This is a genomic window from Pseudomonas sp. URMO17WK12:I9, assembly GCF_900230165.1.
Taxonomy (GTDB): domain Bacteria; phylum Pseudomonadota; class Gammaproteobacteria; order Pseudomonadales; family Pseudomonadaceae; genus Aquipseudomonas; species Aquipseudomonas fulva.
Genome location: NZ_OCMQ01000002.1, coordinates 282,799 through 307,735, shown reverse-complemented (window position 1 = coordinate 307,735; position 24,937 = coordinate 282,799). Strand labels below are relative to the sequence as shown.

Below are 24,937 nucleotides of genomic sequence, written 5' to 3'. Positions count from 1 at the left end.
GTTTACACGGTGTGCAGATACCAGTTGTACTCGAGGTCGGATATCGAATGTTCGAACTCCTCCAGCTCGCTTTCCTTGCACGCGACGAAGATGTCGATGTACTTCGGATCGATGTACTTGTTCAGGATTTCGCTGTCATCCAACTCGCGCAGCGCATCACGCAGGTTGTTCGGCAGGCTCTGTTCCAGCTGCTCGTACGAGTTGCCTTCGATAGGCTCGCCCGGCTCGACCTTGTTGGTCAGGCCATGGTGAACGCCTGCCAACACGGCCGCCATCATCAGGTACGGGTTGGCGTCAGCACCCGCCACGCGGTGCTCCAGGCGCACGGCATCCGGGGATCCGGTCGGTACGCGCAACGCCACGGTGCGGTTGTCCAGGCCCCAGCTTGGCGCATTGGGCACATAGAACTGCGCGCCAAAGCGGCGATAGGAGTTGACGTTCGGGCACAGGAACGCCATGGACGCGGGCAGGGTCTCGAGCACACCGCCGACAGCATGACGTAGCGCGGCGTTCTGCTCGGGATCCTCGCTGGTGAAGATGTTGTTGCCATCTTTGTCCAGCACGGAAATGTGTACATGCAGACCATTGCCTGCCTGCCCTGGGTAGGGCTTGGCCATGAAGGTGGTGTCCATTTCATGGTCGTAGGCGATGTTCTTGATCAGGCGCTTGAGCAGCACGGCGTAGTCGCACGCCTTGAGCGGGTCCGGCACATGGTGCAGGTTGACTTCGAACTGAGCCGGGGCGCTTTCCTTGACGATGGCGTCGGCAGGGATGCCCTGTTCCTTGGCCCCTTCGAGGATGTCCTGCAGGCAGTCGGCATACTCGTCCAGGTCATCGATCAGGTAGACCTGGGTCGATTGCGGACGCTTGCCGGAAATGGGCGAGCGCGGCGGCTGTGGGCGGCCGTTCACGTTCTCCTGGTCAATCAGGTAGAACTCCAGCTCGAAGGCGGCGCAGATGGTCAGGCCCATGTCGTCGAACTTGCTCACCACCTGGCGCAGTACTTCACGCGGGTCGGCGAAGAAAGGTTCGCCCTCGAGCTCGTGCATGGTCATCAGCAACTGGGCAGTCGGGCGCTTTTGCCACGGCTCGTTGGAGAGGGTGTCGGGGATCGGATAGCAGATGCGGTCTGCATCGCCGATGTCCAGGCCCAGCCCGGTGCTTTCGACGGTGGAGCCATTGATATCCAGTGCAAACAGGGAGGCCGGCAGGTTGATGCCTTTCTCGTAAACCTTGTGGAGGCTGGTGCGCTCTATGCGCTTGCCACGCACCACACCATTCATATCTGCAATCAGAAGGTCAACGTAGAGAACCTCAGGATGTTCCTTAAGGAACGCGTTCGCTTCGTTAAGCTGAACGGCACGCGGGGGTACCGACATGATGCAACACCTTTGTTGTTAAAAATATCAATCAAGGGGGGCTTGCAGGACCAGTCAATCGAAAAGCCATACTGATGTCAAGCCAACTCCATGATGCCCTGAAATGGCACGTCTACGGCAGATTTGCTGCATATCGGGGCACGGCATTATCCGCTATTTCTCTGGAAAAGCGCTATCGCGAGCACTGCGTCGTTTATTTTTTACGCAGGTGTTGTGTAAAAAAATGAACGGCGCTAAGCTCCGATTCAACCCAAAACAGAATAATACGAGGGTCTCATGGTCCGCCTGCCGCGACCTGGAAGCGCTGCCAATGCAGTGCAATCAGGCTGTTCAGTCACGTTAGCCTGGCCTGCCAATCCCATGGCGGCAGTGCTCGCAATAATTGACGTCTGGCATGCTCGGCCCCGCCTTCATGGCACCTCATCTCCACGCTTCGCTTCTTTCTGCCATTACGAATCGCTTAGGACACACGTCATTTCAGTGTATCCACCGTCCGCCTGCGCGGGGGTTTTGCTTTAGCCATCCACTGCATCCAGAATCAAGTCGCGGACCACCTTACCTCCTGAGGTATTTATGAGTAACAACCTCGACCAGCTCACCGATTGGTTGAAAGAGCACAAGATCACCGAAGTCGAATGCCTGATCAGCGACTTGACCGGCATCACGCGCGGCAAGATTTCGCCTACCAACAAGTTCATCGCCGAGAAAGGCATGCGCCTGCCCGAGAGCGTGTTGCTGCAGACCGTGACCGGCGACTATGTCGACGACGACATCTATTACGAGCTGCTGGACCCTGCAGACATCGACATGATCTGCCGGCCCGATGAGAATGCCGTGTTCCTGGTGCCATGGGCCATCGAGCCGACCGCGCAGGTCATCCACGATACCTATGACAAAAAGGGCAACCCCGTAGAGCTGTCGCCGCGCAACGTGCTCAAGAAGGTGCTCAAGCTTTACGCCGACAAGGGCTGGCAGCCCATCGTCGCGCCCGAGATGGAGTTCTACCTGACCAAACGCAGCGAAGACCCTGACTTCCCGCTGCAACCGCCAGTGGGCCGTTCGGGCCGGCCTGAAACCGGGCGCCAGTCCTTCTCCATCGAAGCTGCGAACGAATTCGACCCGCTGTTCGAGGATGTCTATGACTGGTGCGAATTGCAGCAGTTGGACCTCGACACGCTGATCCACGAAGACGGCACGGCGCAGATGGAAATCAACTTCCGTCACGGCGATGCCCTGCACCTGGCCGACCAGATCCTGGTGTTCAAGCGCACCATGCGTGAGGCGGCGCTCAAGCACAACGTGGCAGCCACCTTCATGGCCAAGCCCATGACCGGCGAGCCTGGCAGTGCGATGCACCTGCACCAGAGCGTGGTCGATGTGACCACCGGGAAGAACATCTTCAGCAATGAAGACGGCAGCATGAGCACGCTGTTCCTGAACCACATCGGCGGTTTGCAGAAATTCATTCCCGAAGCGTTGCCGCTGTTTGCGCCCAACGTGAACTCGTTCCGCCGCTTCCTGCCGGATACCTCGGCGCCAGTGAACGTCGAGTGGGGCGAGGAAAACCGTACGGTAGGCCTGCGCGTCCCGGACGCCGGCCCGCAAAGCCGCCGGGTGGAAAACCGCCTGCCGGGTGCGGATGCCAATCCGTATCTGGCCATCGCCGCGAGCCTGCTGTGTGGCTACATCGGCATGGTCGAAGGTATCGAGGCCAGCGCACCGGTCCAGGGCCGGGGTTACGAGCGTCGCAACCTGCGCCTGCCGCTGACCATCGAAGACGCCCTGGAACGCATGGAAATCAGCCGCGCCCTGGAGCAATACCTGGGCAAGAAATTCATCGCCGGTTACGTGGCCACCAAGCGTGCCGAGCACGAGAACTTCAAGCGCGTCATCAGTTCCTGGGAGCGTGAATTCCTGCTGTTCGCAGTTTGATCAACCTCGGCCCCGCAGACGCGCGGCCTTCCGTCAACGGAGAACCACATGAGCCTGAACAACCCGCAAACCCGTGAATGGCAAGCCCTCAGTGGCGAGCATCACCTCGCGCCTTTCAGCGACTACAAGCAGCTGAAGGACAAGGGGCCGCGCATCATCACCAAGGCGCAAGGCGTGCATTTGTGGGACAGCGAGGGGCACAAGATTCTCGACGGCATGGCTGGCCTGTGGTGCGTGGCCGTGGGGTATGGACGGGAGGAGCTGGTTCAGGCGGCAGAGCGGCAGATGCGTGAGCTGCCCTACTACAACCTGTTCTTCCAGACCGCCCATCCTCCGGCGCTGGAGTTGGCCAAGGCGATCACCCAAGTGGCGCCCGAGGGCATGAGCCATGTGTTCTTCACCAGTTCAGGCTCCGAGGGCAACGACACCGTGCTGCGCATGGTTCGCCATTACTGGGCACTCAAGGGCAAGCCGAGCAAGCAGACCCTGATCGGTCGGGTCAACGGCTATCACGGCTCCACCGTGGCCGGTGCCAGCCTGGGCGGCATGAGTGGCATGCACGAGCAAGGCGGCTTGCCCATCCCGGGCGTGGTGCATATCCCTCAGCCGTACTGGTATGGCGAGGGCGGTGACATGACACCGGAGGCGTTCGGGGTCTGGGCTGCGGAGCAACTGGAAAAGAAAATTCTCGAAGTCGGCGAGGACAACGTCGCCGCGTTCATCGCCGAGCCTATCCAGGGCGCCGGTGGCGTGATCATCCCGCCAGACACCTACTGGCCGAAGATCAAGGAAATCCTGGCCCGGTACGACATCCTCTTTGTGGCTGACGAAGTCATTTGCGGTTTCGGGCGAACAGGGCAGTGGTTCGGCTCGGATTTCTATGACCTCAAGCCCGACCTGATGACCATCGCCAAGGGCCTTACCTCCGGTTACATCCCCATGGGCGGTGTGATCGTGCGTGACAAGGTTGCCAAGGTGCTTAGCGAAGGCGGGGATTTCAATCACGGCTTCACCTATTCCGGGCATCCGGTGGCTGCCGCGGTAGGCCTGGAAAACCTGCGCATCCTGCGCGACGAACAGATCGTCGAGAAAGCGCGCACCGAAGCGGCACCGTATTTGCAAAAGCGTTTGCGTGAGTTGCAGGACCACCCGCTGGTGGGCGAGGTGCGCGGTGTTGGCCTGCTCGGCGCGATCGAGCTGGTGAAGGACAAGGCGACACGCAGCCGTTTCGAGGGCAAAGGTGCTGGCATGATCTGCCGTAATTTCTGCTTCGACAATGGCCTGATCATGCGGGCCGTCGGCGACACGATGATCATCGCGCCACCTCTGGTCATCAGCCCGGCGCAGATCGACGAGCTGGTGGAAAAGGCACGCAAATGCCTGGACCTGACACTCGAGGCGATTCGCTGACAGCTAGCGATGTGACATTAAGTCGTTACAAGGGCCAGGTTTCCTTGAAACCGGGCCTTGTAACTTGCCAGACTAGCGGCTGCTTCAGTCGCCCACACGCGTGTACTGCGGGACCCGGCTTCTGAACGGATGGCTAATCGAACACTCTGGAGCATGACGCATGAAGAATATGGGCAAGACGTTGTTGGCCGCTGCGCTGATGGGCGCAGTGGTCGGGGCTGTACAGGCTGAAGACAAGGTACTGAACGTCTACAACTGGTCGGACTACATTGCTCCGGACACCATCGCCAAGTTCGAGAAAGAGTCGGGCATCAAGGTCAAGTACGACGTGTTCGACAGCAACGAAACCCTGGAGGCCAAGTTGCTGGCCGGTAAGTCGGGCTATGACATCGTGGTGCCTTCCAACAACTTCCTGGCCAAGCAGATCAAGGCGGGCGTCTACCAGGAACTCGATCGCACCCAGCTGCCCAACTGGAAGAACCTCGACGAGGATCTGCTCAAGGCCGTGGGCGATGCCAGCGACCCGGAAAACAAGCATGCCTTCCCCTACATGTGGGGCTCGATCGGCATCGGCTACAACCCCGAGAAGGTCAAGGCAGCGCTGGGCGTGGACAAGATCGATTCCTGGGACGTGGTCTTCAAGCCAGAGAACATCGCCAAGCTCAAGAGCTGTGGCGTGAGCTTCCTTGATGCCCCAACCGAAATGCTGCCAGCGGCCCTGCATTACCTGGGCCTGCCGACCAACAGCACCAAGAAGGAAGACCTCAAGGCTGCCGAAGACCTGTTCCTCAAGATCCGTCCGTCGATCACCTATTTCCACTCCTCCAAGTACATTGGCGACCTGGCCAACGGCAACATCTGCCTGGCTGTCGGCTACTCGGGTGACCTGGAGCAGTCCAAGACCCGCGCCCACGAAGCGGGGGACAAGGTCAAGCTGGACTACGTGATCCCGAAAGAAGGCGCCGGCACCTTCTATGACATGGTTGCCATGCCCAAGGATGCCGAGCACAAGGAAGCGGCCTACAAGTTCATGGACTTCCTGATGCAGCCGCAAGTCATGGCCGAAATCACCAATGCCGTGCGCTTCCCCAACGGCAACAAGGCCGCGACCGCCTTTGTGGACAAGGACATCACCAGCGACCCAAGCATCTATCCGTCCGCTGAAGTGAAAAAGAATCTGTACGCCATTGCCGCCCCTGAAGCAGCAGTGCAACGGGTAATTACCCGCAGCTGGACCAAGATCAAATCGGGCAAATAAGCCTGATGTAGCATTTTCGGACCGGGTATTCCCGGTCCGAAACCAGTGAAAGGCAATTGAGCATTGCGGCATCGAAGCTGCGAAGGTAAGTTGCGCGCCGGTTTTGCGTGTGCGGCAGCATTGTCGCTATCCAGACACTGATTGTGAGGACCACCCACTTGTCCAATTCTGTATTACGCAAGGCCGTGATGGCTGCAGCGAGCCTGACGCTGGCATGCAGCGTCCAAGCGGCGCCTACGGTGCATTTCTACAACTGGTCCGACTATATCGGCCCCGACACGCTCGCAGGCTTCGAGAAAGCCACGGGCATCAAGCCGGTGCAGGATGTCTTCGATTCCAACGAAACCCTGGAAGGCAAGCTGCTGGCCGGCAGGACCGGCTACGACGTGGTCGTGCCCTCCAACCATTTTCTGGGCAAGCAGATCAAGGCGGGCGCTTTCCAAAAGCTCGACAAGGCACTGCTGCCCAATTACGCGAACCTTGAACCTGCGTTGATGAAGCGCCTGGAGAAGAACGACCCGGGTAACCTGTATGCCGTGCCTTACCTGTGGGGCACCAATGGCATCGGGTACAACGTCGACAAGGTCAAAGAGGCGCTTGGCGTCGATACCATCGACTCCTGGGCAGTGCTGTTCGAACCCGAGAACATGAAGAAGCTGTCCAAGTGCGGCGTGGCCTTCCTCGACTCGGCGGACGAAATGCTTCCGGCCGTCCTCAACTACATGGGCCTGGATCCCAACAGCACCAACCCCAAGGATTACGCCAAGGCCGAGCAGAAGCTGCTGGCGGTACGCCCCTACGTGACGTATTTCCATTCGTCCAAGTACATCACCGATCTTGCCAACGGCAACATCTGTGTCGCGGCAGGTTTCTCGGGTGATGTGTTCCAGGCCAAGGCCCGCGCCGAAGAGGCGAAGAAGGGTGTGAACCTGGCTTATGCCATTCCCAAAGAAGGCGGCAACCTCTGGTTCGACGTGCTGGCGATTCCCAAGGACGCCAAAAACGTGGAGCAGGCGCATGCCTTGATCAACTATTTGCTGAAACCTGAGGTTATCGCCCAGGTCAGTGATTACGTCGGTTATGCCAACCCTAACTCGAAGGCTGGCGACCTGATGGACCAGGCCGTGAGGACTGACGCTGCGGTTTATCCACCGCAGGATGTGCTGGACAAGATGTTCGTGAACTCAGAGCTGCCGCCCAAAGTGCAGCGCCTGATGACCCGCAGCTGGACCAAGGTCAAGTCGGGCAAGTAATCCACCTCACCCGCGCGGCCTGCCTGGCAGGCCGCGCGGGCACAAAAAACTTGTTGGGAGTTTCACTCATGGCAGTTGCCTCCGGCGCCTATAAGAAAGCCCTCGAGGGTGGCCAGCAACCCAAGCAGGTGCTGGTCAAGATCGACCGGGTCACGAAAAAATTCGACGAAACGGTAGCGGTGGACGATGTGTCCCTGGAAATCCGCAAGGGCGAAATCTTCGCCTTGCTTGGGGGTTCCGGCTCCGGTAAGTCGACCTTGCTGCGCATGCTGGCAGGCTTCGAACGCCCCACCGAAGGACGCATCTTCCTGGACGGCGTGGACATTACCGACATGCCGCCCTACGAGCGGCCGATCAACATGATGTTCCAGTCCTACGCCCTGTTCCCGCACATGACCGTGGCGCAGAACATCGCCTTCGGCCTGCAGCAGGACCGCTTGCCCAAGGCCGAGGTCGACGCCCGCGTGGCCGAGATGCTCAAGCTGGTGCACATGACTCAGTACGCCAAACGCAAGCCGCACCAGCTCTCCGGTGGCCAGCGCCAGCGCGTGGCCTTGGCTCGTTCCCTGGCCAAGCGGCCTAAGCTGTTGCTGCTGGACGAGCCGATGGGTGCCCTGGACAAAAAGCTGCGTTCGCAGATGCAGCTGGAGCTGGTGGAAATCATCGAGCGCGTCGGCGTGACCTGCGTGATGGTGACCCACGACCAGGAAGAAGCCATGACCATGGCCCAGCGCATTGCCATCATGCACCTGGGCTGGATCGCTCAGATCGGCTCGCCGGTAGACATTTACGAAACCCCGACCAGCCGCCTGGTCTGCGAATTCATCGGCAACGTCAACCTGTTCGATGCCGAGGTGATCGACGATGCCGAAGGCCACGCCCTGATCGCCTCGCCTGAACTTGAGCGCAAGATCTACGTCGGGCACGGTGTCTCCACCTCCGTGGAGGACAAGCACATCACCTATGCACTGCGCCCGGAAAAGATGCTGGTCACCACTGTCCAGCCTGATTTCCAGTACAACTGGTCGCGCGGCAAGATCCATGACATCGCCTACCTGGGCGGGCATTCGGTATTCTACGTGAAGCTACCCAGTGGCAAGGTGGTGCAGTCGTTCGTCGCCAACGCCGAACGCCAAGGCGCGCGCCCTACGTGGGACGATGAAGTCTTCGTATGGTGGGAAGACGACAGCGGCGTGGTACTGCGGTCATGAAGCTGCGCAAGCTCAAGCGAGCGTTCCGGCGCATCACCCCTGAAGGGCGGCACCTGGTGATCGGTGTTCCTTTCGTGTGGCTGTTCCTGTTCTTCATGCTGCCGTTCTTCATCGTCCTGAAGATCAGCTTCGCCGAAGCCGACGTGGCGATCCCGCCGTACACCGAGATCTACAGCTACGTCGAGGACAAGATCCAGTTGGTGCTCAACCTGGCCAACTACGGTTTGCTGACCGAGGACGAACTGTATATCTCGGCCTACCTCGGTTCGCTGAAGATGGCGTTCATCAGCACGCTGCTCTGCCTGCTGATCGGCTACCCGATGGCCTATGCCATCGCCAACGCCAAGAAGGAAACCCAGACCGTCCTGCTGCTGCTGATCATGATGCCGACCTGGACCGCGATCCTGATCCGCGTGTATGCCTGGATGGGCATTCTGAGCAACAACGGTTTGCTCAATGGCTTTTTGATGTGGACCGGGCTGATCGACCAGCCGCTGCAGATACTCAACACCAACCTGGCGGTGTACATCGGCGTGGTCTATTCCTACCTGCCGTTCATGATCCTGCCCTTGTTCGCCAACCTGGTGAAGCATGACCCAAGCCTGCTCGAAGCGGCATCCGACCTGGGGTCGAGCACCTTCAACAGCTTCTGGAAAATCACCGTGCCGCTGTCAAAAAACGGCATCATCGCCGGTTGCATGCTGGTGTTCATCCCCGTGGTGGGCGAGTTCGTGATCCCCGAACTGCTCGGCGGACCGGAAACCCTGATGATCGGTAAAGTGTTGTGGCAGGAATTCTTCAACAACCGTGACTGGCCGGTGGCCTCGGCGCTTGCGGTGGTGATGCTGGCGATCCTGATCGTGCCCATTTTGCTGTTCAACCGCAGCCAGGCCAAGGAAATGGAGGGCAGGGCATGAAGCGCTTCGGTTTTTCCAAGCTGATGCTGGTGTTCGGCTTGCTGTTCATCTACTTGCCGATGGTGATTCTGGTCATCTACTCGTTCAACGCCTCCAAGTTGGTGACGGTGTGGGGCGGGTGGTCGGTCAAATGGTATGTCGGCTTGCTGGACAACACTCAGCTGATCGGTTCGGTGATGCGCTCGCTGGAAATCGCTTGCTACACGGCGGTAGCGGCTGTCGCGTTGGGCACCATGGCGGCTTTCGTACTCACCAGGGTCACCCGGTTCCGCGGGCGTACCTTGTTCGGTGGCTTGGTCACCGCACCCTTGGTCATGCCTGAAGTCATCACGGGTCTGTCGCTGCTGCTGCTGTTCGTGGCCATGGCGCAATTGATCGGTTGGCCGCAGGAGCGTGGCGTTGTCACCATCTGGATTGCCCACACCACCTTCTGCGCGGCCTATGTGGCCGTCGTCGTGTCGGCCCGGCTGCGTGAGCTGGACCTGTCGATCGAAGAGGCGGCCATGGACCTGGGGGCCAAGCCTTGGAAGGTGTTCTTCCTGATCACCATCCCCATGATTGCGCCTTCGCTGGCGGCAGGTGGCATGATGTCGTTCGCCTTGTCGCTCGATGACCTGGTATTGGCCAGCTTCGTGTCCGGGCCAGGCTCGACCACGTTGCCGATGGAAGTGTTCTCGGCGGTACGCCTGGGCGTGAAACCTGAGATCAACGCCGTGGCCAGCCTGATTCTGCTGTCCGTCTCGTTGGTGACATTCTTCGTCTGGTACTTCAGTCGCCGTGCCGAAGAGCGTCGCCGCAAGGCCATACAGCAGGCGATTGAAGAAGGTGCGGCGGCCAATGCGTCGCAGCCTCAGGTACGGCGCCCGGCGCCGGTAGCGCCGATCTGATCGAGGTATGGCTGCTCGTTACGCTTTTGGAGCGAGCAGCTGTTCCACACTTGCGCTTGCGCCGTGCGGAGAACTGAATGTGGCCGCATAAACGTATCGTTTGTGACGAATTGCTACGGCGAGGTCACTAGACACTTAAGCGCCGAACTCTATTCATAATTCGCTGTGGCTCGATATGTGGGGGGAGGCTGTTCCTGTGCGACAAGCTTCCTCCAGTTGAGTCCTGGTTGGGATAAAGATCCAAATAGCTGGGAAGCTCGTCCAGACCTGGCGCTTGAAGGTTTAAACTCGAATAGCTGGGAGGCGGGGCCGGAACTACCGGTTGCGTTGTTAAATGCGAGCCACCAAATCTTCTATTCGTATGGACACTTGGAGGTACCAAGGTCACATCCGCTGATGAAAAGCTCTGTACAGGGTCATGCACGTTTCGTCGGTCGCTGCCTCCCACTGTAGTCGAGAACCGTTCTCCATATGACGAGTCGGCTCTGAGCGTACTCATATATTTTTCCCGGACGAATAAAGCGGCGACAAGCGATGACCCACCAATATAAACGCCGATCGCCACTCCGATAAGGTTATCGTCATTTTTCGAAGCACCGACGACAGCAAGGGCTGTGCCTGCTGTTAAGGACGCAGCGGCTGTGATCCAGCTTGCATACTTGATCAGGCTTCTCACCGCGAAGTGGCCTGATGGATCACTTTGATTGACAGGGTCAGCCAGGCAGTAGGCATACGCATTGAGCATCCCCTGTCCAAAAGGGCTCAGGTTGTCAGGGGCGCCAAACCGCATGAGTGCCGGTCTATACAGTCGATAGCCGTTGCCCAGTGGATACCCATCCAATAGTGCATCCAGTCGCTCACCGTGATACGCCCATGGCGTGTCCGGTTCATTCAAACGGGCCCTTTGGCCGTAAGGCGTGTAGGAAAAGCGAGCCAGGCAGTTGGTGTGGGGCTCGGCCATTACGGTGTTGCCCCTGTCTACCGCGCTTACTGAAGGCGTCCGCTTATCGCCTGCAAGATGGCCTAGAAAGCGTGCCTGACCTCGGAACACCGAGCGTTTGACGTCGTCACCCAGTTCCGTGACGAGTTGGCCGGCTTGATAGAACGCGTGGACCCTGCCAGATTTGTCCATACCAACATCCCCGGATGAATAAGACCGACCGTCTGCAAGCAGTGGTAGGTTGGAAGTTTCGCGTCAGGCGACAGTATCGTGATCTTGAAAGCGTGGGCTACTGACAGAATTGCCAGGGTTTGCCAACACCTGGCCTGACGAAGCCACCCACGAGGCTGGAGGCGGCAGGGCGTCTGGCGTCTACAGCAAGAATTATGGAACCCTGGCCTGCTTGGCGAATCGCATGCATGAATCTTTTGCGCGCAAGAAAGGAGCCTCCATGACGTTGTCGCGTGCGCTACTGGTCACGGGCTTGGGGCTGCTGGGCATGCTCACCGGCTGCAGCAAGGAAGAGCTGCCTGAAACGCTGCCCCGTGTAGGGGTACAGAATGTCCAGTCCGCCGATTTCGCAGCCCGGGTGACGCTGACTGGCGACATCCAGGCGCGGGTGCAGACGGACCTCTCATTCCGCGTAGGCGGCAAGATCATTTCGCGCAGTGTAGATGTAGGCGATCACGTAAAGGCCAAGCAGGTACTGGCCCGGCTCGACCCTAAAGACTTGCAGAACAACGTGGCTTCGGCCAAGGCCGAAGTGTTCGCGGCGCAGGCACGGGTGACCCAGACCCAAGCTGCCTTCGTTCGTCAGCAGAAGCTGTTGCCCAAGGGCTATACCAGTCAAAGCGAATATGATGCTGCCCAGGCCTCGTTGCGCAGCAATAAAAGCGCGCTGAAGGCTGCGCAAGCTCAACTGGCCAACGCAAACGAGCAATTGAGTTATACCGCGCTGGTCTCCGAAGCCGACGGGGTGATCACCGAGCGTCAGGCCGAGGTAGGGCAAGTGGTGCAAGCGACCATGCCCATCTTCAGCCTGGCCCGTGACGGCGAGCGTGATGCGGTGTTCAACGTGTACGAGTCGCTTCTGGCGGGCACGCCCAGTGATGCCAGCGTCGTGGTCAGCCTGTTGGACGATCCGAAGGTGCAGGCCCGTGGAGCGGTGCGTGAAATTACCCCCACTGTCTCGGCTCAAAGCGGCACGGTGCAGGTCAAGGTCGGATTGCAGGACGTTCCGCCTGCGATGCAGTTGGGCGCGCCCGTCACCGTGACGACCCAAGGGCGGGGCAAGCCGAGTGTCGAGCTGCCCTGGTCGGCACTGACCAAAGGCTTGAAGAAACCCGCCGTGTGGATCGTGGGCGAGGGGGACAAGGTGCAGTTGCGGGAAGTCGAAGTAAGCCGCTACCTGACCGGCACTGTGGTCATCGGCAAAGGTCTCGACGGTGGCGAAGTCGTCGTGGTAACCGGCGGGCAGCTGCTGCACCCCGGTATGAAAGTTGAAAAAGTACCCGCCAAAGCGCCGGAGAGCCCGCTATGAAGCCTTGGCTGACGTTGATGTGTGCCGGTGTTTTGCTTGTCGGGTGCGGCAAGGAAGAGCAGCCGCCGGAGCCGGTTCGTCCAGTGCTGTCGGTAGTGGTGCAACCTCAGTTGCAGGCCCGCTTGGGCCGCTTTGCAGGCGTGATCGAAGCGCGTTACGAAAGTACCCTGGGCTTTCGTGTGGGCGGGCGCATCGCTCGCCGCTGGCTGGACGTCGGGGCCCAGGTCAAAGCGGGCGATACGTTGGCCACGCTGGATCCGACCGACCAGCAAAATCAGCTGCGCGCTGCCGAAGGCGATCTGGCCAGGGTGCAGGCGCAGTGGATCAACGCGCAGTCCGACGCCCGCCGGCAACAACAGTTGTACGACCGCGGCGTGGGTGCTCAGGCCCAGTTGGACATCGCCCAGACCAACCTGAAAACAGCCGGCGCCACGCTGGAGCAGGCTCGTTCCTCGGTCAGTCAGGCCCGTGACCAGCTGGGCTATACCACGCTGCGCAGCGATCATGCGGCGGTGATTACTGACTGGCAGGCCGAAGCCGGGCAAACCGTCACCGCTGGGCAGGCTGTGGTCACGCTCGCCAGGCCGGACGTGAAGGAAGCGGTGATTGACCTGCCCATCGGCATTGCCGAGCAGTTGACACCGGACCTGACCTTCACTGTCGCCTCGCAGCTCAACCCCGCCGTCAACACCACCGCCACCCTGCGCGAGCTCGAGCCCAAGGCCGATGCCACCACCCGCACGCGGCGTGCGCGGCTGACCTTGGCCAGCACCCCTGAAACGTTCCATCTGGGAACTGCCGTCAGCGTCACTCTCAGCTCGCAGGTTTCTCCTCGCAGCGAGCTGCCGGTCAGCGCGCTGCTGGAGCGCGATGGCAAGACACAGGTATGGGTCGTCGACCCCCAGCAGAAAACCGTCGCCTTGCGCGACGTGACCCTGATCGACCGAAACGAGGACCGCATCGTCGTCTCATCAGGCGTACAGCCTGGGGAGCGGGTGGTGATCGCCGGCGTCAATAGCCTCAAGCCTGGCCAGCAGGTCACCTTCGACGAGGATGCGCAATGAAAGGAAGCTTCAACCTGTCCGAATGGGCGCTCAAGCATCAGTCGTTCGTGTGGTACCTGATGTTCGTCGGTTTGCTCATGGGCATCTTTTCGTACTTCAACCTGGGTCGTGAGGAGGATCCGTCCTTCACCATCAAGACCATGGTGATCCAGACCCGCTGGCCTGGCGCTACCCAGGAAGAAACGCTGCTGCAGGTCACCGACCGGATCGAGAAGAAGCTCGAGGAGCTCGATTCGCTCGATTACACCAAGAGCTATACCCGGCCTGGTGAATCAACGGTGTTCGTCTACCTGCGCGACACTACCAAGGCAGACGACATACCGCAGATCTGGTATCAGGTCCGCAAGAAGATCCAGGACATTCGCGGCGATTTCCCCGAGGGCTTGCAGGGCCCCGGCTTCAACGATGAATTCGGCGATGTGTTCGGTTCCATCTACGCCTTCACCGCCGACGGGCTGAGCCTGCGCCAGCTGCGTGATTATGTGGAGCAGGCGCGGGCCGAGGTCCGCGAAGTACCCAATATCGGCAAGATCGAAATGGTCGGTATCCAGGACGAAGTGCTCTACCTGAACTTCTCCACCCGCAAGCTCGCCGCCTTGGGTATCGACCAGCGCCAGGTGATGCAGGCTCTGCAGGCGCAGAACAGCGTGACGCCAGCGGGCGTGATCGAGGCCGGGCCGGAGCGCATCTCCGTACGGACAAGTGGGCAGTTCGCCTCGGAAAAGGACCTTGAGAACGTCAACCTGCGCATCAACGATCGCTTCTTCCGCTTGGCAGACATCGCCGAGGTCGAACGCGGCTACACCAACCCGCCTGCGCCGATGTTCCGCTACAACGGCAAGACGGCCCTGGGCCTTGCCATCGGCATGCAGAAGGGCGGCAACATCCAGGAGTTTGGCAAGGCGCTCAAGCAAACCATGCAGCGCATCACCAACGAGCTTCCGGTAGGCGTCGATGTGCACACGGTGTCCAACCAGGCGACGGTGGTGGAGAAGGCCGTCGGTGGCTTCACCAGTGCATTGTTCGAAGCGGTGATCATTGTTCTGGCCGTGAGCTTCGTCAGCTTGGGTGTGCGTGCAGGCCTGGTGGTGGCGTGCTCGATCCCACTGGTACTGGCCATGGTGTTCGTATTCATGGAATACAGCGGCATCACCATGCAGCGTATCTCGCTAGGTGCACTGATCATTGCGCTGGGGCTGCTGGTGGATGACGCCATGATCACCGTGGAGGTGATGGTCACGCGCCTGGAAATGGGCGAGAGCAAGGAAGACGCTGCTACTTTCGCTTACACCTCCACGGCATTCCCAATGCTCACCGGTACGCTGGTGACTGTCGCAGGTTTCGTACCGATTGGCCTCAACGCAAGTTCGGCAGGTGAATACACCTTCACCTTGTTCGCGGTCATTGCCGTTGCGCTGTTGGTGTCATGGGTGGTGGCCGTGTTCTTCGCCCCCGTGCTTGGCGTGCACATTCTCAACGCCCGCAAAGTGAAGTCCCATGATGACAAGCCGGGCAGGGTAGCCCGGGTCTTCGAGCATGGCCTGCTGTGGAGCATGCGCCACCGTTGGATGACCATCATCGGCACCGTGGTGCTGTTCGCCCTGGCCGTGTTCTGCATGCGCTTCGTGCAGAACCAGTTCTTCCCTGCTTCGGACCGCCCGGAAATCCTGGTCGATCTGAACCTGCCACAGAACGCGTCGATCCAGGAAACTCGCAAGGTGGTCGACCAGCTGGAGGCCACGCTCAAGGATGACGAAGACATCGATCACTGGAGCACCTATATCGGTCAAGGTGCGGTGCGCTTCTACCTGCCGCTGGACCAGCAACTGCAGAACCCGTACTACGCCCAATTGGTCATCGTCAGCAAAGGCCTGGAAGAGCGCGGTGAGCTCATCACTCGCCTGCAGAAACGCCTGCGAGAGGACTTCGTCGGTATCGGTTCGAACGTTCAGTCGCTGGAGATGGGGCCACCTGTGGGGCGACCGATCCAGTACCGCGTCAGCGGCAAGGACATCGAGCAGGTGCGCAAGCATGCCATCGAGCTGGCGACCCTGTTGGACAAGAACCCCAACATCGGCGAAATGATTTACGACTGGAACGAGCCGGGTAAAGTGCTGCGCATCGATATTGCCCAGGACAAGGCCCGCCAGTTGGGGCTTTCTTCGGAAGATGTGGCCAATGTAATGAACAGCATCGTCACCGGCGTGCCCGTTACCCAGGTCAACGATGATATCTACCTGATCGACGTGGTGGCCCGCGCCGTGGATAGCGAGCGGGGCTCGCCCGATACGCTGCAGAACCTGCAGATCCTTACACCCAACGGCACTTCGATACCCTTGCTGTCATTCGCCACGGTGCGCTACGAGCAGGAGCAGCCTCTTGTGTGGCGGCGCGATCGCAAGCCTACGATCACCCTCAAAGCGTCGGTCAACGGGGATATTCAGCCTACGGACCTGGTGGCTCAGCTCAAGCCAGACATCGAAAAGTTCGCCAGCGAGTTGCCTACCGGCTACGAAGTGGCCACCGGCGGCACCGTGGAGGAGAGCGGCAAGGCACAGGGGCCCATCGCTAAAGTGATCCCGCTGATGCTGTTCCTGATGGCCACGTTCCTGATGATCCAGTTGCACAGCGTGAAGAAGCTGTTCCTGGTGATCAGCGTCGCGCCGTTGGGCCTGATCGGTGTGGTGTTGGCGCTGGTGCCGACGGGTACGCCGATGGGCTTCGTGGCGATCCTGGGCATCCTGGCGCTGGCGGGCATCATCATTCGTAACTCGGTCATTCTGGTCACCCAGATCGATGAATTCGAAGGCCAGGGGTATTCACCATGGGATGCCGTGGTCGAGGCCACCAACCATCGTCGCCGGCCAATCCTGCTGACAGCTGCGGCTGCCAGCCTGGGCATGATTCCGATTGCTCGCGAAGTATTCTGGGGGCCAATGGCGTACGCCATGATTGGCGGCATCATTGTGGCAACCTTGCTCACCTTGCTGTTCTTGCCAGCGCTCTACGTAGCGTCCTACAAGATCCGCGAGCCGCATCAGGAAGGTTGAGGCGCCTATCGCGCCGCTTGCCATGCGGGGCCGTTCTGCGGCCCATCATGGCCGCTTTGGCGCCCCGCAGACGCCGCGCCTACGAGGCGAACCTGCACCCCTCAACTGCACACCTAAGCCACGACCTGGAAGCCAGCGACCCTGCGCGTAAAAGCCGACTTTTCGGCGATGGACTCTACGCGCAAACACGTCAACCAGCGCATGGCCTGCGCTAATACGTCCATTGAGGAAGCGCATCCAGACAATCGTGTAAATGGTTATATAAAAATGCCCAAACAGTATTTTTAAGAATAACCCGCCCCCACTACTATTGCCCTCACGCCAGGCGCAAACCCTCATTCAAACCTCTGCCCGGCAATCTCACTCCAAGGAGAACGAGCATGAGTGCATCGCTGCGCAGTATCGACGGTCAGGACGAAGCCACCATCTTGCGTGAGATCCAGAGCGCGCTGCGCGATCTGCGCTTTGGCGCTGTGGAAATCACCGTGCACAACGCCCAGGTGGTGCAGATCGAGCGCAAGGAGAAGTTCCGCCTGCAGCAGCCTGGCAACAAGCCCGGCTGAACACGCCCCACCTTCCAGAACTAGAAAAATGCCAATCGGGAGCTTCACCATGTCCATCCGTCGTTATGCGCTTGCCGCTCTGGCCAGTGCTATTTTTGCCGGTTCCGCCATCGCCAAGGATTACGAACTGCTGAACGTGTCCTACGACCCGACCCGTGAGCTGTACCAGCAGTACAACGCCGAGTTCATCAAGCACTGGCAGCAGGCCCATCCAGGCGATAAGGTGAAGATCCAGCAGTCCCATGGCGGCTCGGGCAAACAGGGCCGTGCGGTGATTGACGGTCTGCGCGCCGACGTGGTGACCCTGGCCTTGGCCGGCGACATCGACGAAATCGCCAAGCTCGGCAAGACCCTGCCGGAAAACTGGCAGACGCGTTTGCCGGACGCCAGCACCCCCTACACCTCGACCATCGTATTCCTGGTACGCAAGGGCAACCCCAAAGGCATCAAGGACTGGGGCGACCTGATCAAGAAGGATGTGTCGGTCATTACCCCGAACCCCAAGACTTCCGGGGGCGCGCGCTGGAACTTCCTCGCCGCCTGGGCCTATGGCCTGAAAACCGGCGGTAGCGAGGACAAGGCAAAAGCCTACGTGCAGGAACTGTTCAAGCACGTGCCAGTCCTGGACACCGGCGCCCGCGGATCGACCATCACCTTCGTCAACAACGGTCAGGGCGATGTGCTGCTGGCCTGGGAGAACGAAGCCTTCCTGGCGTTGAAGGAAGACGGTGGGGCTGACAAGTTCGACATCGTCGTGCCGTCGCTGTCGATCCTGGCCGAGCCGCCCGTGGCGGTGGTCGATAAGAACGCCGAGAAAAAGGGCAATACCGAAATCGCTACCGAGTACCTGAAACACCTCTACAGCCCGGCCGGACAGAAGATCGCCGCCGAGAACTTCTACCGCCCGCGTGACGAGAAGGTGGCGGCTGAATTTGGCAAGCAGTTCCCCAAGCTGGACCTGGTGACCATCGACAAGGACTTCGGCGGCTGGAAGATCGCCCAGCCAAAATTCTTCAATGATGGCGGTGTGTTCGACCAGATCTATCAGGCACAGTAAGGGCCAAGGAACAACACACAATTCGGACGCCTACCACGGCCCGGGATGGTTCCCGGGCCACGTGCATTCAACCAGGGATCTCTATGTCACGTCGCATTTCCCCCGTCATACCCGGCTTCGGGCTGACGCTGGGATACACCTTGGTGTACCTCAGCCTGATTGTGCTGATACCGCTGGCGGCCATGTTCATCCATGCCTCGCAGCTGACCTTCGAACAGTTCTGGACCATCATCAGCGCGCCGCGGGTCATCGCTGCGCTGAAGCTGAGCTTTGGCACCGCCCTGTTTGCCGCGATCATCAACGGTGTGATCGGGACGCTGCTGGCCTGGGTGCTGGTGCGCTATACCTTCCCCGGGCGCAAGATCATCGACGCGATGATCGATTTACCTTTCGCCCTTCCAACGGCAGTGGCCGGCATCGCGCTCACCGCGCTGTACGCGCCGGCGGGCTGGGTCGGCCAGTTCGCGACCGACCTGGGTTTCAAGATCGCCTATACCCCCTTGGGCATCACCCTGGCGCTGACGTTCGTCACCCTGCCGTTCGTGGTGCGCACGGTACAACCAGTGCTGGCAGACATCCCGCGCGAGGTCGAAGAAGCCGCTGCCTGCCTGGGCGCCAGACCGCTGCAGGTGTTTCGCCACATCCTGGCCCCGGCCTTGCTACCGGCCTGGCTCACCGGCTTTGCCCTGGCGTTCGCCCGTGGCGTGGGTGAGTACGGTTCGGTCATTTTCATCGCCGGCAACATGCCGATGAAAACCGAGATCCTGCCCCTGCTGATCATGGTCAAGCTCGACCAGTACGACTACACCGGCGCTACCGCCATTGGCGTGTTGATGCTGGTGGTTTCCTTCATTCTGCTGCTGCTGATCAACCTGTTGCAGCGCCGCATCGAAACCCCTTGAAGGAGGTCGGCATGTCCAGTTCTTCCCTGAATGCAACCGCCGCCGCCAACGCCGCCCGCCGCGGCAGCGCCACATCGCGGCGGTTACTCATCGGCCTTGGCTGGCTGGTGTTTGCACTGTTTCTGCTGTTGCCGCTGGTCATCGTGGTTTCCCAGGCCCTGAAGAATGGGTTCGGCACTTTCTTCGAAGCCATCTTCGAACCCGACGCGTTGTCGGCCCTGAAACTCACCCTGCTCGCCGTTGCCATTTCGGTGCCGCTGAACCTGGTGTTCGGGGTCAGTGCGGCATGGTGCGTGAGCAAGTACAGCTTCCGCGGCAAAAGTATTCTGGTCACCCTGATTGACCTGCCGTTCTCGGTGTCGCCCGTGATCGCCGGCCTGGTCTACGTGCTCATGTTCGGTGCCCAGGGCCTGTTCGGGCCGTGGCTGCAGGATCACGACATCCAGATCGTCTTCGCCCTGCCGGGCATCGTCCTGGCCACCATCTTCGTCACGGTCCCGTTCGTAGCCCGCGAGCTGATTCCGCTGATGCAGGAACAAGGCACCCAGGAAGAAGAAGCTGCCCGGTTGCTCGGTGCCAATGGCTGGCAGATGTTCTGGCATGTGACGCTGCCGAACATCAAGTGGGGCCTTATCTATGGCGTGGTGTTGTGTACAGCGCGGGCGATGGGCGAATTCGGCGCGGTGTCGGTCGTTTCCGGCCATATTCGTGGCGTGACCAACACGCTGCCGCTACACGTGGAAATTCTCTACAACGAGTACAACCACGTGGCGGCCTTCAGCGTGGCCAGCCTGTTGCTGATCCTGGCGCTCTTCATCCTGCTGCTCAAGCAGTGGAGCGAGAACCGTATTAACCGTCTGCGCCATAGCGCTGCGGAGGAATGATTCATGTCGATCGAAGTTCGTAACGTCAGCAAGCGTTTCAACAGTTTCCAGGCGCTCGATGGTATCAACCTGGACATCAACAGCGGTGAGCTGGTAGCGCTGCTGGGCCCATCCGGCTGCGGCAAGACCACGCTGCTGCGCATCATCGCCGGCCTGGAAACACCTGATCAGGGCAATATCGTATTCCATGGCGAGGACGTATCTGGCCATGACGTTCGTGATCGCAACGTCGGATTCGTATTCCAGCACTACGCGCTGTTCAGGCACATGACCGTATTCGACAACGTCGCCTTCGGCCTGCGCATGAAGCCCAAGAGTGAGCGCCCGAGCGAAAGCAGCATTGCCCATAAAGTGCACGAGCTGCTGAACATGGTGCAGCTCGACTGGCTGTCCGATCGCTACCCGGAGCAATTGTCCGGTGGTCAGCGTCAGCGTATCGCCCTTGCCCGCGCGCTGGCCGTGGAGCCCAAGGTGCTGCTGCTGGACGAACCCTTCGGCGCACTGGACGCCAAGGTGCGAAAGGAGCTGCGCCGCTGGCTGGCCCGCTTGCACGAAGATATCAACCTGACCTCGGTATTCGTGACCCATGACCAGGAAGAGGCCATGGAAGTGGCTGACCGGATCGTGGTCATGAACAAGGGCGTGATCGAGCAGATCGGCTCGCCGGGCGAAGTGTACGAACAACCCGCCAATGATTTCGTCTACCACTTCCTGGGGGATTCCAACCGCCTGGCCTTGAGCGAGGGTCAGCATGTGCTGTTCCGGCCCCATGAAGTGTCGTTGTCGCGTCATGAAACCGAGGGCCACCATGCCGCCGAAGTTCGGGATATTCGCCCGTTGGGTGCCACCACGCGGGTGACCTTGAAAGTCGAGGGCCAAAGCGAGCTGATCGAAGCTGAGGTGGTCAAGGACCACGACAGTCTGACAGGGCTGGCAAGGGGCGAAACGTTGTTCTTCCGGCCGAAGGTCTGGCAGAAACTGCCAGCCATTTGAGGCAGTACGGTTGATGGGAATAACGCGGCGTCGCAAGGTCACGTCGGCTGGTTATTTACTTAAAGGTTATAAACAAATTTCTTTTTATTCCTTTAAGTATATATAGGCCGCCTTATACTGGGTTTCCAAGCACGCAAGCTACTGGAGACCCACTTCATGCGTAACGAATCAGTTCGCTACCTGATCATCCCAGGCTGGCAGGGATCGCCGGACAATCATTGGCAAAGCCACTGGCAGCGTACGCTGCCCAACAGCGCACGCGTGGAGCAGCGCGATTGGCTGACACCGCTCTGCCAGGACTGGGTGAAGGCGCTGGATACCGCCATCGCCGCCGAGCCCGGCCCGGTGATCCTGATTGCCCATAGCCTGGGCTGCATCACGGTGGCGCATTGGGCCGAACAGGCCGCTGCCGCTCTGCTCGGTCGCGTGCGTGGCGCCTTGTTGGTGGCGCCGGCGGATGTCGAGCGACCAGGGTGCGCGCCGGCGCTGCGCAATTTTTCGCCCATCCCGCAGGCGCCGCTTCCCTTTCCGAGTCAGGTGGTCAGCTCGGACAACGATCCCGCTGTCAGCGTCCCGCGCGCCTTGCACATGGCCCAGCAGTGGGGTGCAGAAGCAGGGCTTCTGACCGGCGCCGGCCACATCAACGTGAAATCCGGCCATGAATGCTGGGAGCAGGGGTTCGCCTACCTGTATCGCCTGCAAGGCCGCATCGAACAACGCGCGCTGCGCCGCGCCTGAACGGCGTCCGTTTCCATCCGTCACACGCCCGGCCGCCGCAGGCCAGGGGCGGGAGCTCGTCATGACGTATCAGAACCCCTTCGGCCAGCCATTGCTGACATTCCCCGAACTCGACAAGAGCCCGCTGAGCATTCGCGCCAAGGCGCTGGTCTTCATCGACCCGCGTTCCCAGCGATTGCGCACGGAGCTGGAGCACCTGGCGCCGCTGCCGCTGCCGGTGCTGATCCGAGGCGAAACCGGCACCGGCAAGGAGTTGCTGGCCCGCCAGATTCACCGCGCCAGCGACCGCACCGGCCTGTTCGTGTCGGTCAACTGCGCCGCCATCAGCCCAACCTATGCCGATGCAGAGCTGTTCGGTTATAGCGCCGGTAGCCATGGCGGCACTGCCAGCAGCCGCGCTGGCTGGTTCGGATCGGCCAACGGCGGCACGCTTTACCTGGACGAGATCGCCGACTTGCCACAGGCCATTCAGGCCAAGCTGCTGGCAGCACTGGAAAACCGCGAAGTCACCCGCGTAGGCGCACACCAGGCGCAGCCGGTGGATGTACGACTGGTGGCGGCCACGAGCATTGACCTGGCGCGGGTGGTGAAGGCAGGGCGCTTCAGCGAGCGGTTGTATCAATATTTGCGCGAGGGCGCCCTTGAATTGCCGCCGCTGCGCGAGCGGCCGGGGGACATCCTTGCGTTGGCGGAATACTTCGTTGGCATCTACAGCGGGCGTTTGCAGCGGCCCGTGCCGTTGATAAGCGAGGCTGCACAGAGCCTGCTCGAGCAGCATCCTTGGACCGGCAATACCCGTGAGCTGGAAAACGTCATCCACTTCGCCCTGCTGGTCAGTGATGGGCCGGAAATCCTGCCCGAAGACCTGGACCTGCCCGACGTTCCACGCTAGAGGCAGCTCATAAGCAAACACGCTGGTGGCATTTTGGTTTTGGAATAAGCAACGAAATAAAAGATATTGTTCGGGAATAAAAATTATCGGTATTGTCCGCTTCACGCCCGTCATCGCATTGCGTTGGGCGCCCCATTTGCCATCTTCGATGGCTCAGATGCAGAACAAGGATCACCATGAAGAAGACCCTGCTGACCACTGCCCTGGCTGCCGCCCTGTCCTTTAGCGGCCTGGTCGCCGCCGCCGAAAAACTGGTGGTTGCCGCAACGCCGGTGCCCCATGCCGAGATCTTGGAGCTGATCAAGCCGACGTTGGCCAAAGAAGGTGTCGACTTGCAGATCAAGGTATTCACCGACTACGTGCAACCCAACGTGCAGGTTGATCAGAAGCGTCTGGATGCCAACTACTTCCAGACCCTCCCGTACCTGCAGAGCTTCAACGAGGGCAAGGGTACGCACCTTGAGACCGTGATCGGCGTGCATGTCGAGCCGTTTGGTGGCTACTCGAAGAAGGTCAAAAGCCTGGATGAGCTCAAGGAAGGCTCAACCGTTGCCATTCCTAACGAGGGCAGCAACAGCGGCCGCGCACTGCTGCTCTTGCAGAAGGCGGGGCTGATCACCCTCAAGGACCCGAAGAACGCCCTGGCCACCCCGAAAGACATCGCCGAGAACCCGAAAAACCTGAAGTTTCGCGAGCTGGAGTCGGCCATGTTGCCGCGCGTGCTGGATCAGGTCGACCTGGACATGATCAATACCAACTACGCGCTGGAAGCCGGCCTGAATCCTGCCAAGGATGCCTTGGTCATCGAAGGCAGCGACTCGCCTTACGTCAACTTCCTCGTGGCGCGTCCTGACAACAAGGACAGCGATGCCATTCAGAAGCTGGCCAAAGCCTTGACCAGCCCTGAAGTGAAGGCATTCATCGCCAAGAAATACCAAGGTGCCGTGCTGCCTGCATTCTGATGCACCGGCTGCCTTCGGGTCGTTTCCAATCGCGACCTGAGGGCGTCTCCACCTGAGCCCAACCCTATTGGGCTCAGGTTACCGCGTTGCAAGAATGGTCAGCTGCTTGAAACAGGCCAGCAGGCTTCAGCAGTGTCGCGGTAGCCAATTCAAGAGAAACTGGTTCACCACCTCAGGGTTTTCCAGGCACGAGATATGCCCCGCAACGGGGATCTGAGCGGCCAGGCAATTGATGATCTGCGCCATCTCGTTGGCTTCAGCCGGTGGCCTGGGGATGTCCTGGTCGCCACACACCACGATGGTTCGTTCGCTACAAAGGCCCCCTAATTGCGCCAGTGCGTCCGGTCGGCCGAATATGATGCGGCCCATTGGGTCATAGCTGTCGCGGATAGTGTTGGCGGACGTGGCCTTCAATGTTGCTCGAAACCGTTCACGCAGTGCTGGCACTGTATGGCCGCCGGGATGAAAGAAGATGGGTACGATGACGTCCAGCAGCTCATCGTCGAACGCACCTGCGGCAGACGCAGCATCCAACAAGGCGAAATACTTGCGTTTGGTGGCGTCCGGCTCTGCGCCCAGGTAGGTATCCATCAGCACCAGGCGGTCAACCCGCTCGGGATGCTCGGCGGCCAGCAGTGCCCCCCACATCCCCCCGACCGATAGCCCCACCAGGTGGCAGCGTTCAATCCCCAGCTTGTCGAGCAATTGAATGTGCTGACGCGCCAGATCAGAGGTGGTTCTGGTCGTAACCGGCGGAGCATCGGAGTCGCCGTGCCCCCAGAGCTCTGGAATGATGACTCGAAAATGCCGGGACAGCGCGTCGAGCTGCTCACTCCACATGTCAGCTGACCACAAATAGCTGTGGCCAAGGAGCACTGGAAAACCTTGGCCCTGGTCGATGTAGCTCAGCCGTGCGCCATCGATTTCCATGAATCTTTTATGCATAGGTCATTTCTCTTGAGAAAAAATGCATGCAGTAAGCGCGTAGGCCTGCTCGTTACATGCGCTTGTCTGATTAGTGGATGCACACCAGAACGTATCCTTTGGCAAACGCGTTGCCATCGGCGGGTTCTGATAGCGCGCTGCACAGCCGCTGCGGGGTTGA

21 protein-coding genes are annotated in these 24,937 nt (G+C 60.0%); 18 read left to right on the top strand and 3 right to left on the bottom strand.

Annotation, left to right across the window (positions count from 1 at the left end; all coding sequences use genetic code 11):
* Positions 1-2: 2 nt before the first annotated feature.
* A complete protein-coding gene (locus CRP40_RS06045; RefSeq protein ID WP_023532636.1) occupies positions 3-1,379 on the bottom strand; it encodes a glutamine synthetase family protein in 1,377 nt (458 codons plus the stop codon).
* A 573-nt stretch (positions 1,380-1,952) separates the two neighbouring features.
* Between CRP40_RS06045 and CRP40_RS06035 the strand changes: the two genes are divergently transcribed.
* From CRP40_RS06035 to CRP40_RS06005, 7 genes are all read left to right on the top strand, one after another.
* Complete coding sequence (locus CRP40_RS06035; RefSeq protein WP_023532328.1) at positions 1,953-3,311, top strand: glutamine synthetase family protein; 1,359 nt, start codon at positions 1,953-1,955, stop codon at positions 3,309-3,311.
* A 48-nt stretch (positions 3,312-3,359) separates the two neighbouring features.
* Positions 3,360-4,721: an aspartate aminotransferase family protein gene (locus tag CRP40_RS06030; protein ID WP_027913438.1), complete on the top strand. Its 1,362-nt coding sequence runs from the start codon at positions 3,360-3,362 to the stop codon at positions 4,719-4,721.
* A gap of 160 nt (positions 4,722-4,881) precedes the next feature.
* Positions 4,882-5,979, top strand: a complete 1,098-nt coding sequence (locus CRP40_RS06025) for a polyamine ABC transporter substrate-binding protein (protein ID WP_027913439.1) — start codon at positions 4,882-4,884, stop codon at positions 5,977-5,979.
* A 158-nt stretch (positions 5,980-6,137) separates the two neighbouring features.
* Positions 6,138-7,232, top strand: a complete 1,095-nt coding sequence (locus tag CRP40_RS06020; protein WP_027913440.1) for a polyamine ABC transporter substrate-binding protein — start codon at positions 6,138-6,140, stop codon at positions 7,230-7,232.
* Between the two features lie 68 nt (positions 7,233-7,300).
* Positions 7,301-8,443 (top strand): polyamine ABC transporter ATP-binding protein, encoded by a 1,143-nt coding sequence (potA, locus tag CRP40_RS06015; RefSeq protein WP_027913441.1) that lies wholly within the window; start codon positions 7,301-7,303, stop codon positions 8,441-8,443.
* On the top strand, positions 8,440-9,360 hold the full coding sequence (locus tag CRP40_RS06010; protein ID WP_027913442.1) for an ABC transporter permease subunit: 921 nt from the start codon (positions 8,440-8,442) through the stop codon (positions 9,358-9,360). The genes potA and CRP40_RS06010 overlap by 4 nt, the downstream gene beginning before the upstream one ends.
* A complete protein-coding gene (locus CRP40_RS06005) occupies positions 9,357-10,247 on the top strand; it encodes an ABC transporter permease subunit (protein WP_023532426.1) in 891 nt (296 codons plus the stop codon). Before CRP40_RS06010 ends, CRP40_RS06005 begins: the two co-directional genes overlap by 4 nt.
* Positions 10,248-10,374: 127 nt before the next feature.
* Here the strand turns inward: CRP40_RS06005 and CRP40_RS06000 are convergent, their stop codons facing one another.
* Positions 10,375-11,208, bottom strand: a complete 834-nt coding sequence (locus tag CRP40_RS06000) for an RHS repeat-associated core domain-containing protein (RefSeq protein ID WP_176505835.1) — start codon at positions 11,206-11,208, stop codon at positions 10,375-10,377.
* A 430-nt stretch (positions 11,209-11,638) separates the two neighbouring features.
* On the opposite strand from CRP40_RS06000, the gene CRP40_RS05995 reads away from it, so the two are divergent.
* From CRP40_RS05995 to CRP40_RS05945, 11 genes are all read left to right on the top strand, one after another.
* Positions 11,639-12,727: an efflux RND transporter periplasmic adaptor subunit gene (locus tag CRP40_RS05995; protein WP_027913443.1), complete on the top strand. Its 1,089-nt coding sequence runs from the start codon at positions 11,639-11,641 to the stop codon at positions 12,725-12,727.
* The gene (locus tag CRP40_RS05990; RefSeq protein WP_027913444.1) at positions 12,724-13,791 is read left to right on the top strand and encodes an efflux RND transporter periplasmic adaptor subunit; all 1,068 of its coding nucleotides are present in this window, start codon (positions 12,724-12,726) and stop codon (positions 13,789-13,791) included. Before CRP40_RS05995 ends, CRP40_RS05990 begins: the two co-directional genes overlap by 4 nt.
* Positions 13,788-16,841 carry an efflux RND transporter permease subunit gene (locus tag CRP40_RS05985; RefSeq protein ID WP_027913445.1) on the top strand — a complete coding sequence of 1,018 codons (3,054 nt, stop codon included), beginning with the start codon at positions 13,788-13,790 and terminating at the stop codon, positions 16,839-16,841. The genes CRP40_RS05990 and CRP40_RS05985 overlap by 4 nt, the downstream gene beginning before the upstream one ends.
* A gap of 380 nt (positions 16,842-17,221) precedes the next feature.
* Complete coding sequence (gene oscA, locus CRP40_RS05980) at positions 17,222-17,404, top strand: sulfur starvation response protein OscA (protein WP_003248957.1); 183 nt, start codon at positions 17,222-17,224, stop codon at positions 17,402-17,404.
* A 49-nt stretch (positions 17,405-17,453) separates the two neighbouring features.
* Positions 17,454-18,461 (top strand): sulfate ABC transporter substrate-binding protein, encoded by a 1,008-nt coding sequence (locus CRP40_RS05975; RefSeq protein WP_027913446.1) that lies wholly within the window; start codon positions 17,454-17,456, stop codon positions 18,459-18,461.
* A gap of 83 nt (positions 18,462-18,544) precedes the next feature.
* Complete coding sequence (gene cysT, locus CRP40_RS05970) at positions 18,545-19,363, top strand: sulfate ABC transporter permease subunit CysT (RefSeq protein WP_023532644.1); 819 nt, start codon at positions 18,545-18,547, stop codon at positions 19,361-19,363.
* An 11-nt stretch (positions 19,364-19,374) separates the two neighbouring features.
* Complete coding sequence (gene cysW / locus CRP40_RS05965) at positions 19,375-20,247, top strand: sulfate ABC transporter permease subunit CysW (RefSeq protein ID WP_023532630.1); 873 nt, start codon at positions 19,375-19,377, stop codon at positions 20,245-20,247.
* 3 nt (positions 20,248-20,250) lie between these two features.
* The gene (locus CRP40_RS05960; protein WP_027913447.1) at positions 20,251-21,240 is read left to right on the top strand and encodes a sulfate ABC transporter ATP-binding protein; all 990 of its coding nucleotides are present in this window, start codon (positions 20,251-20,253) and stop codon (positions 21,238-21,240) included.
* 156 nt (positions 21,241-21,396) lie between these two features.
* A complete protein-coding gene (locus tag CRP40_RS05955; protein WP_027913448.1) occupies positions 21,397-21,978 on the top strand; it encodes an alpha/beta hydrolase in 582 nt (193 codons plus the stop codon).
* Between the two features lie 61 nt (positions 21,979-22,039).
* Positions 22,040-22,870: a sigma 54-interacting transcriptional regulator gene (locus CRP40_RS05950; RefSeq protein WP_027913449.1), complete on the top strand. Its 831-nt coding sequence runs from the start codon at positions 22,040-22,042 to the stop codon at positions 22,868-22,870.
* A 176-nt stretch (positions 22,871-23,046) separates the two neighbouring features.
* Entirely contained in the window at positions 23,047-23,832 is a 786-nt protein-coding gene (locus tag CRP40_RS05945; protein ID WP_027913450.1) for a MetQ/NlpA family ABC transporter substrate-binding protein, read from the top strand.
* Between the two features lie 126 nt (positions 23,833-23,958).
* On the opposite strand, the gene CRP40_RS05940 is transcribed toward CRP40_RS05945, so the two are convergent.
* A complete protein-coding gene (locus CRP40_RS05940; RefSeq protein WP_027913451.1) occupies positions 23,959-24,777 on the bottom strand; it encodes an alpha/beta hydrolase in 819 nt (272 codons plus the stop codon).
* Between the last annotated feature and the right edge of the window lie 160 nt (positions 24,778-24,937).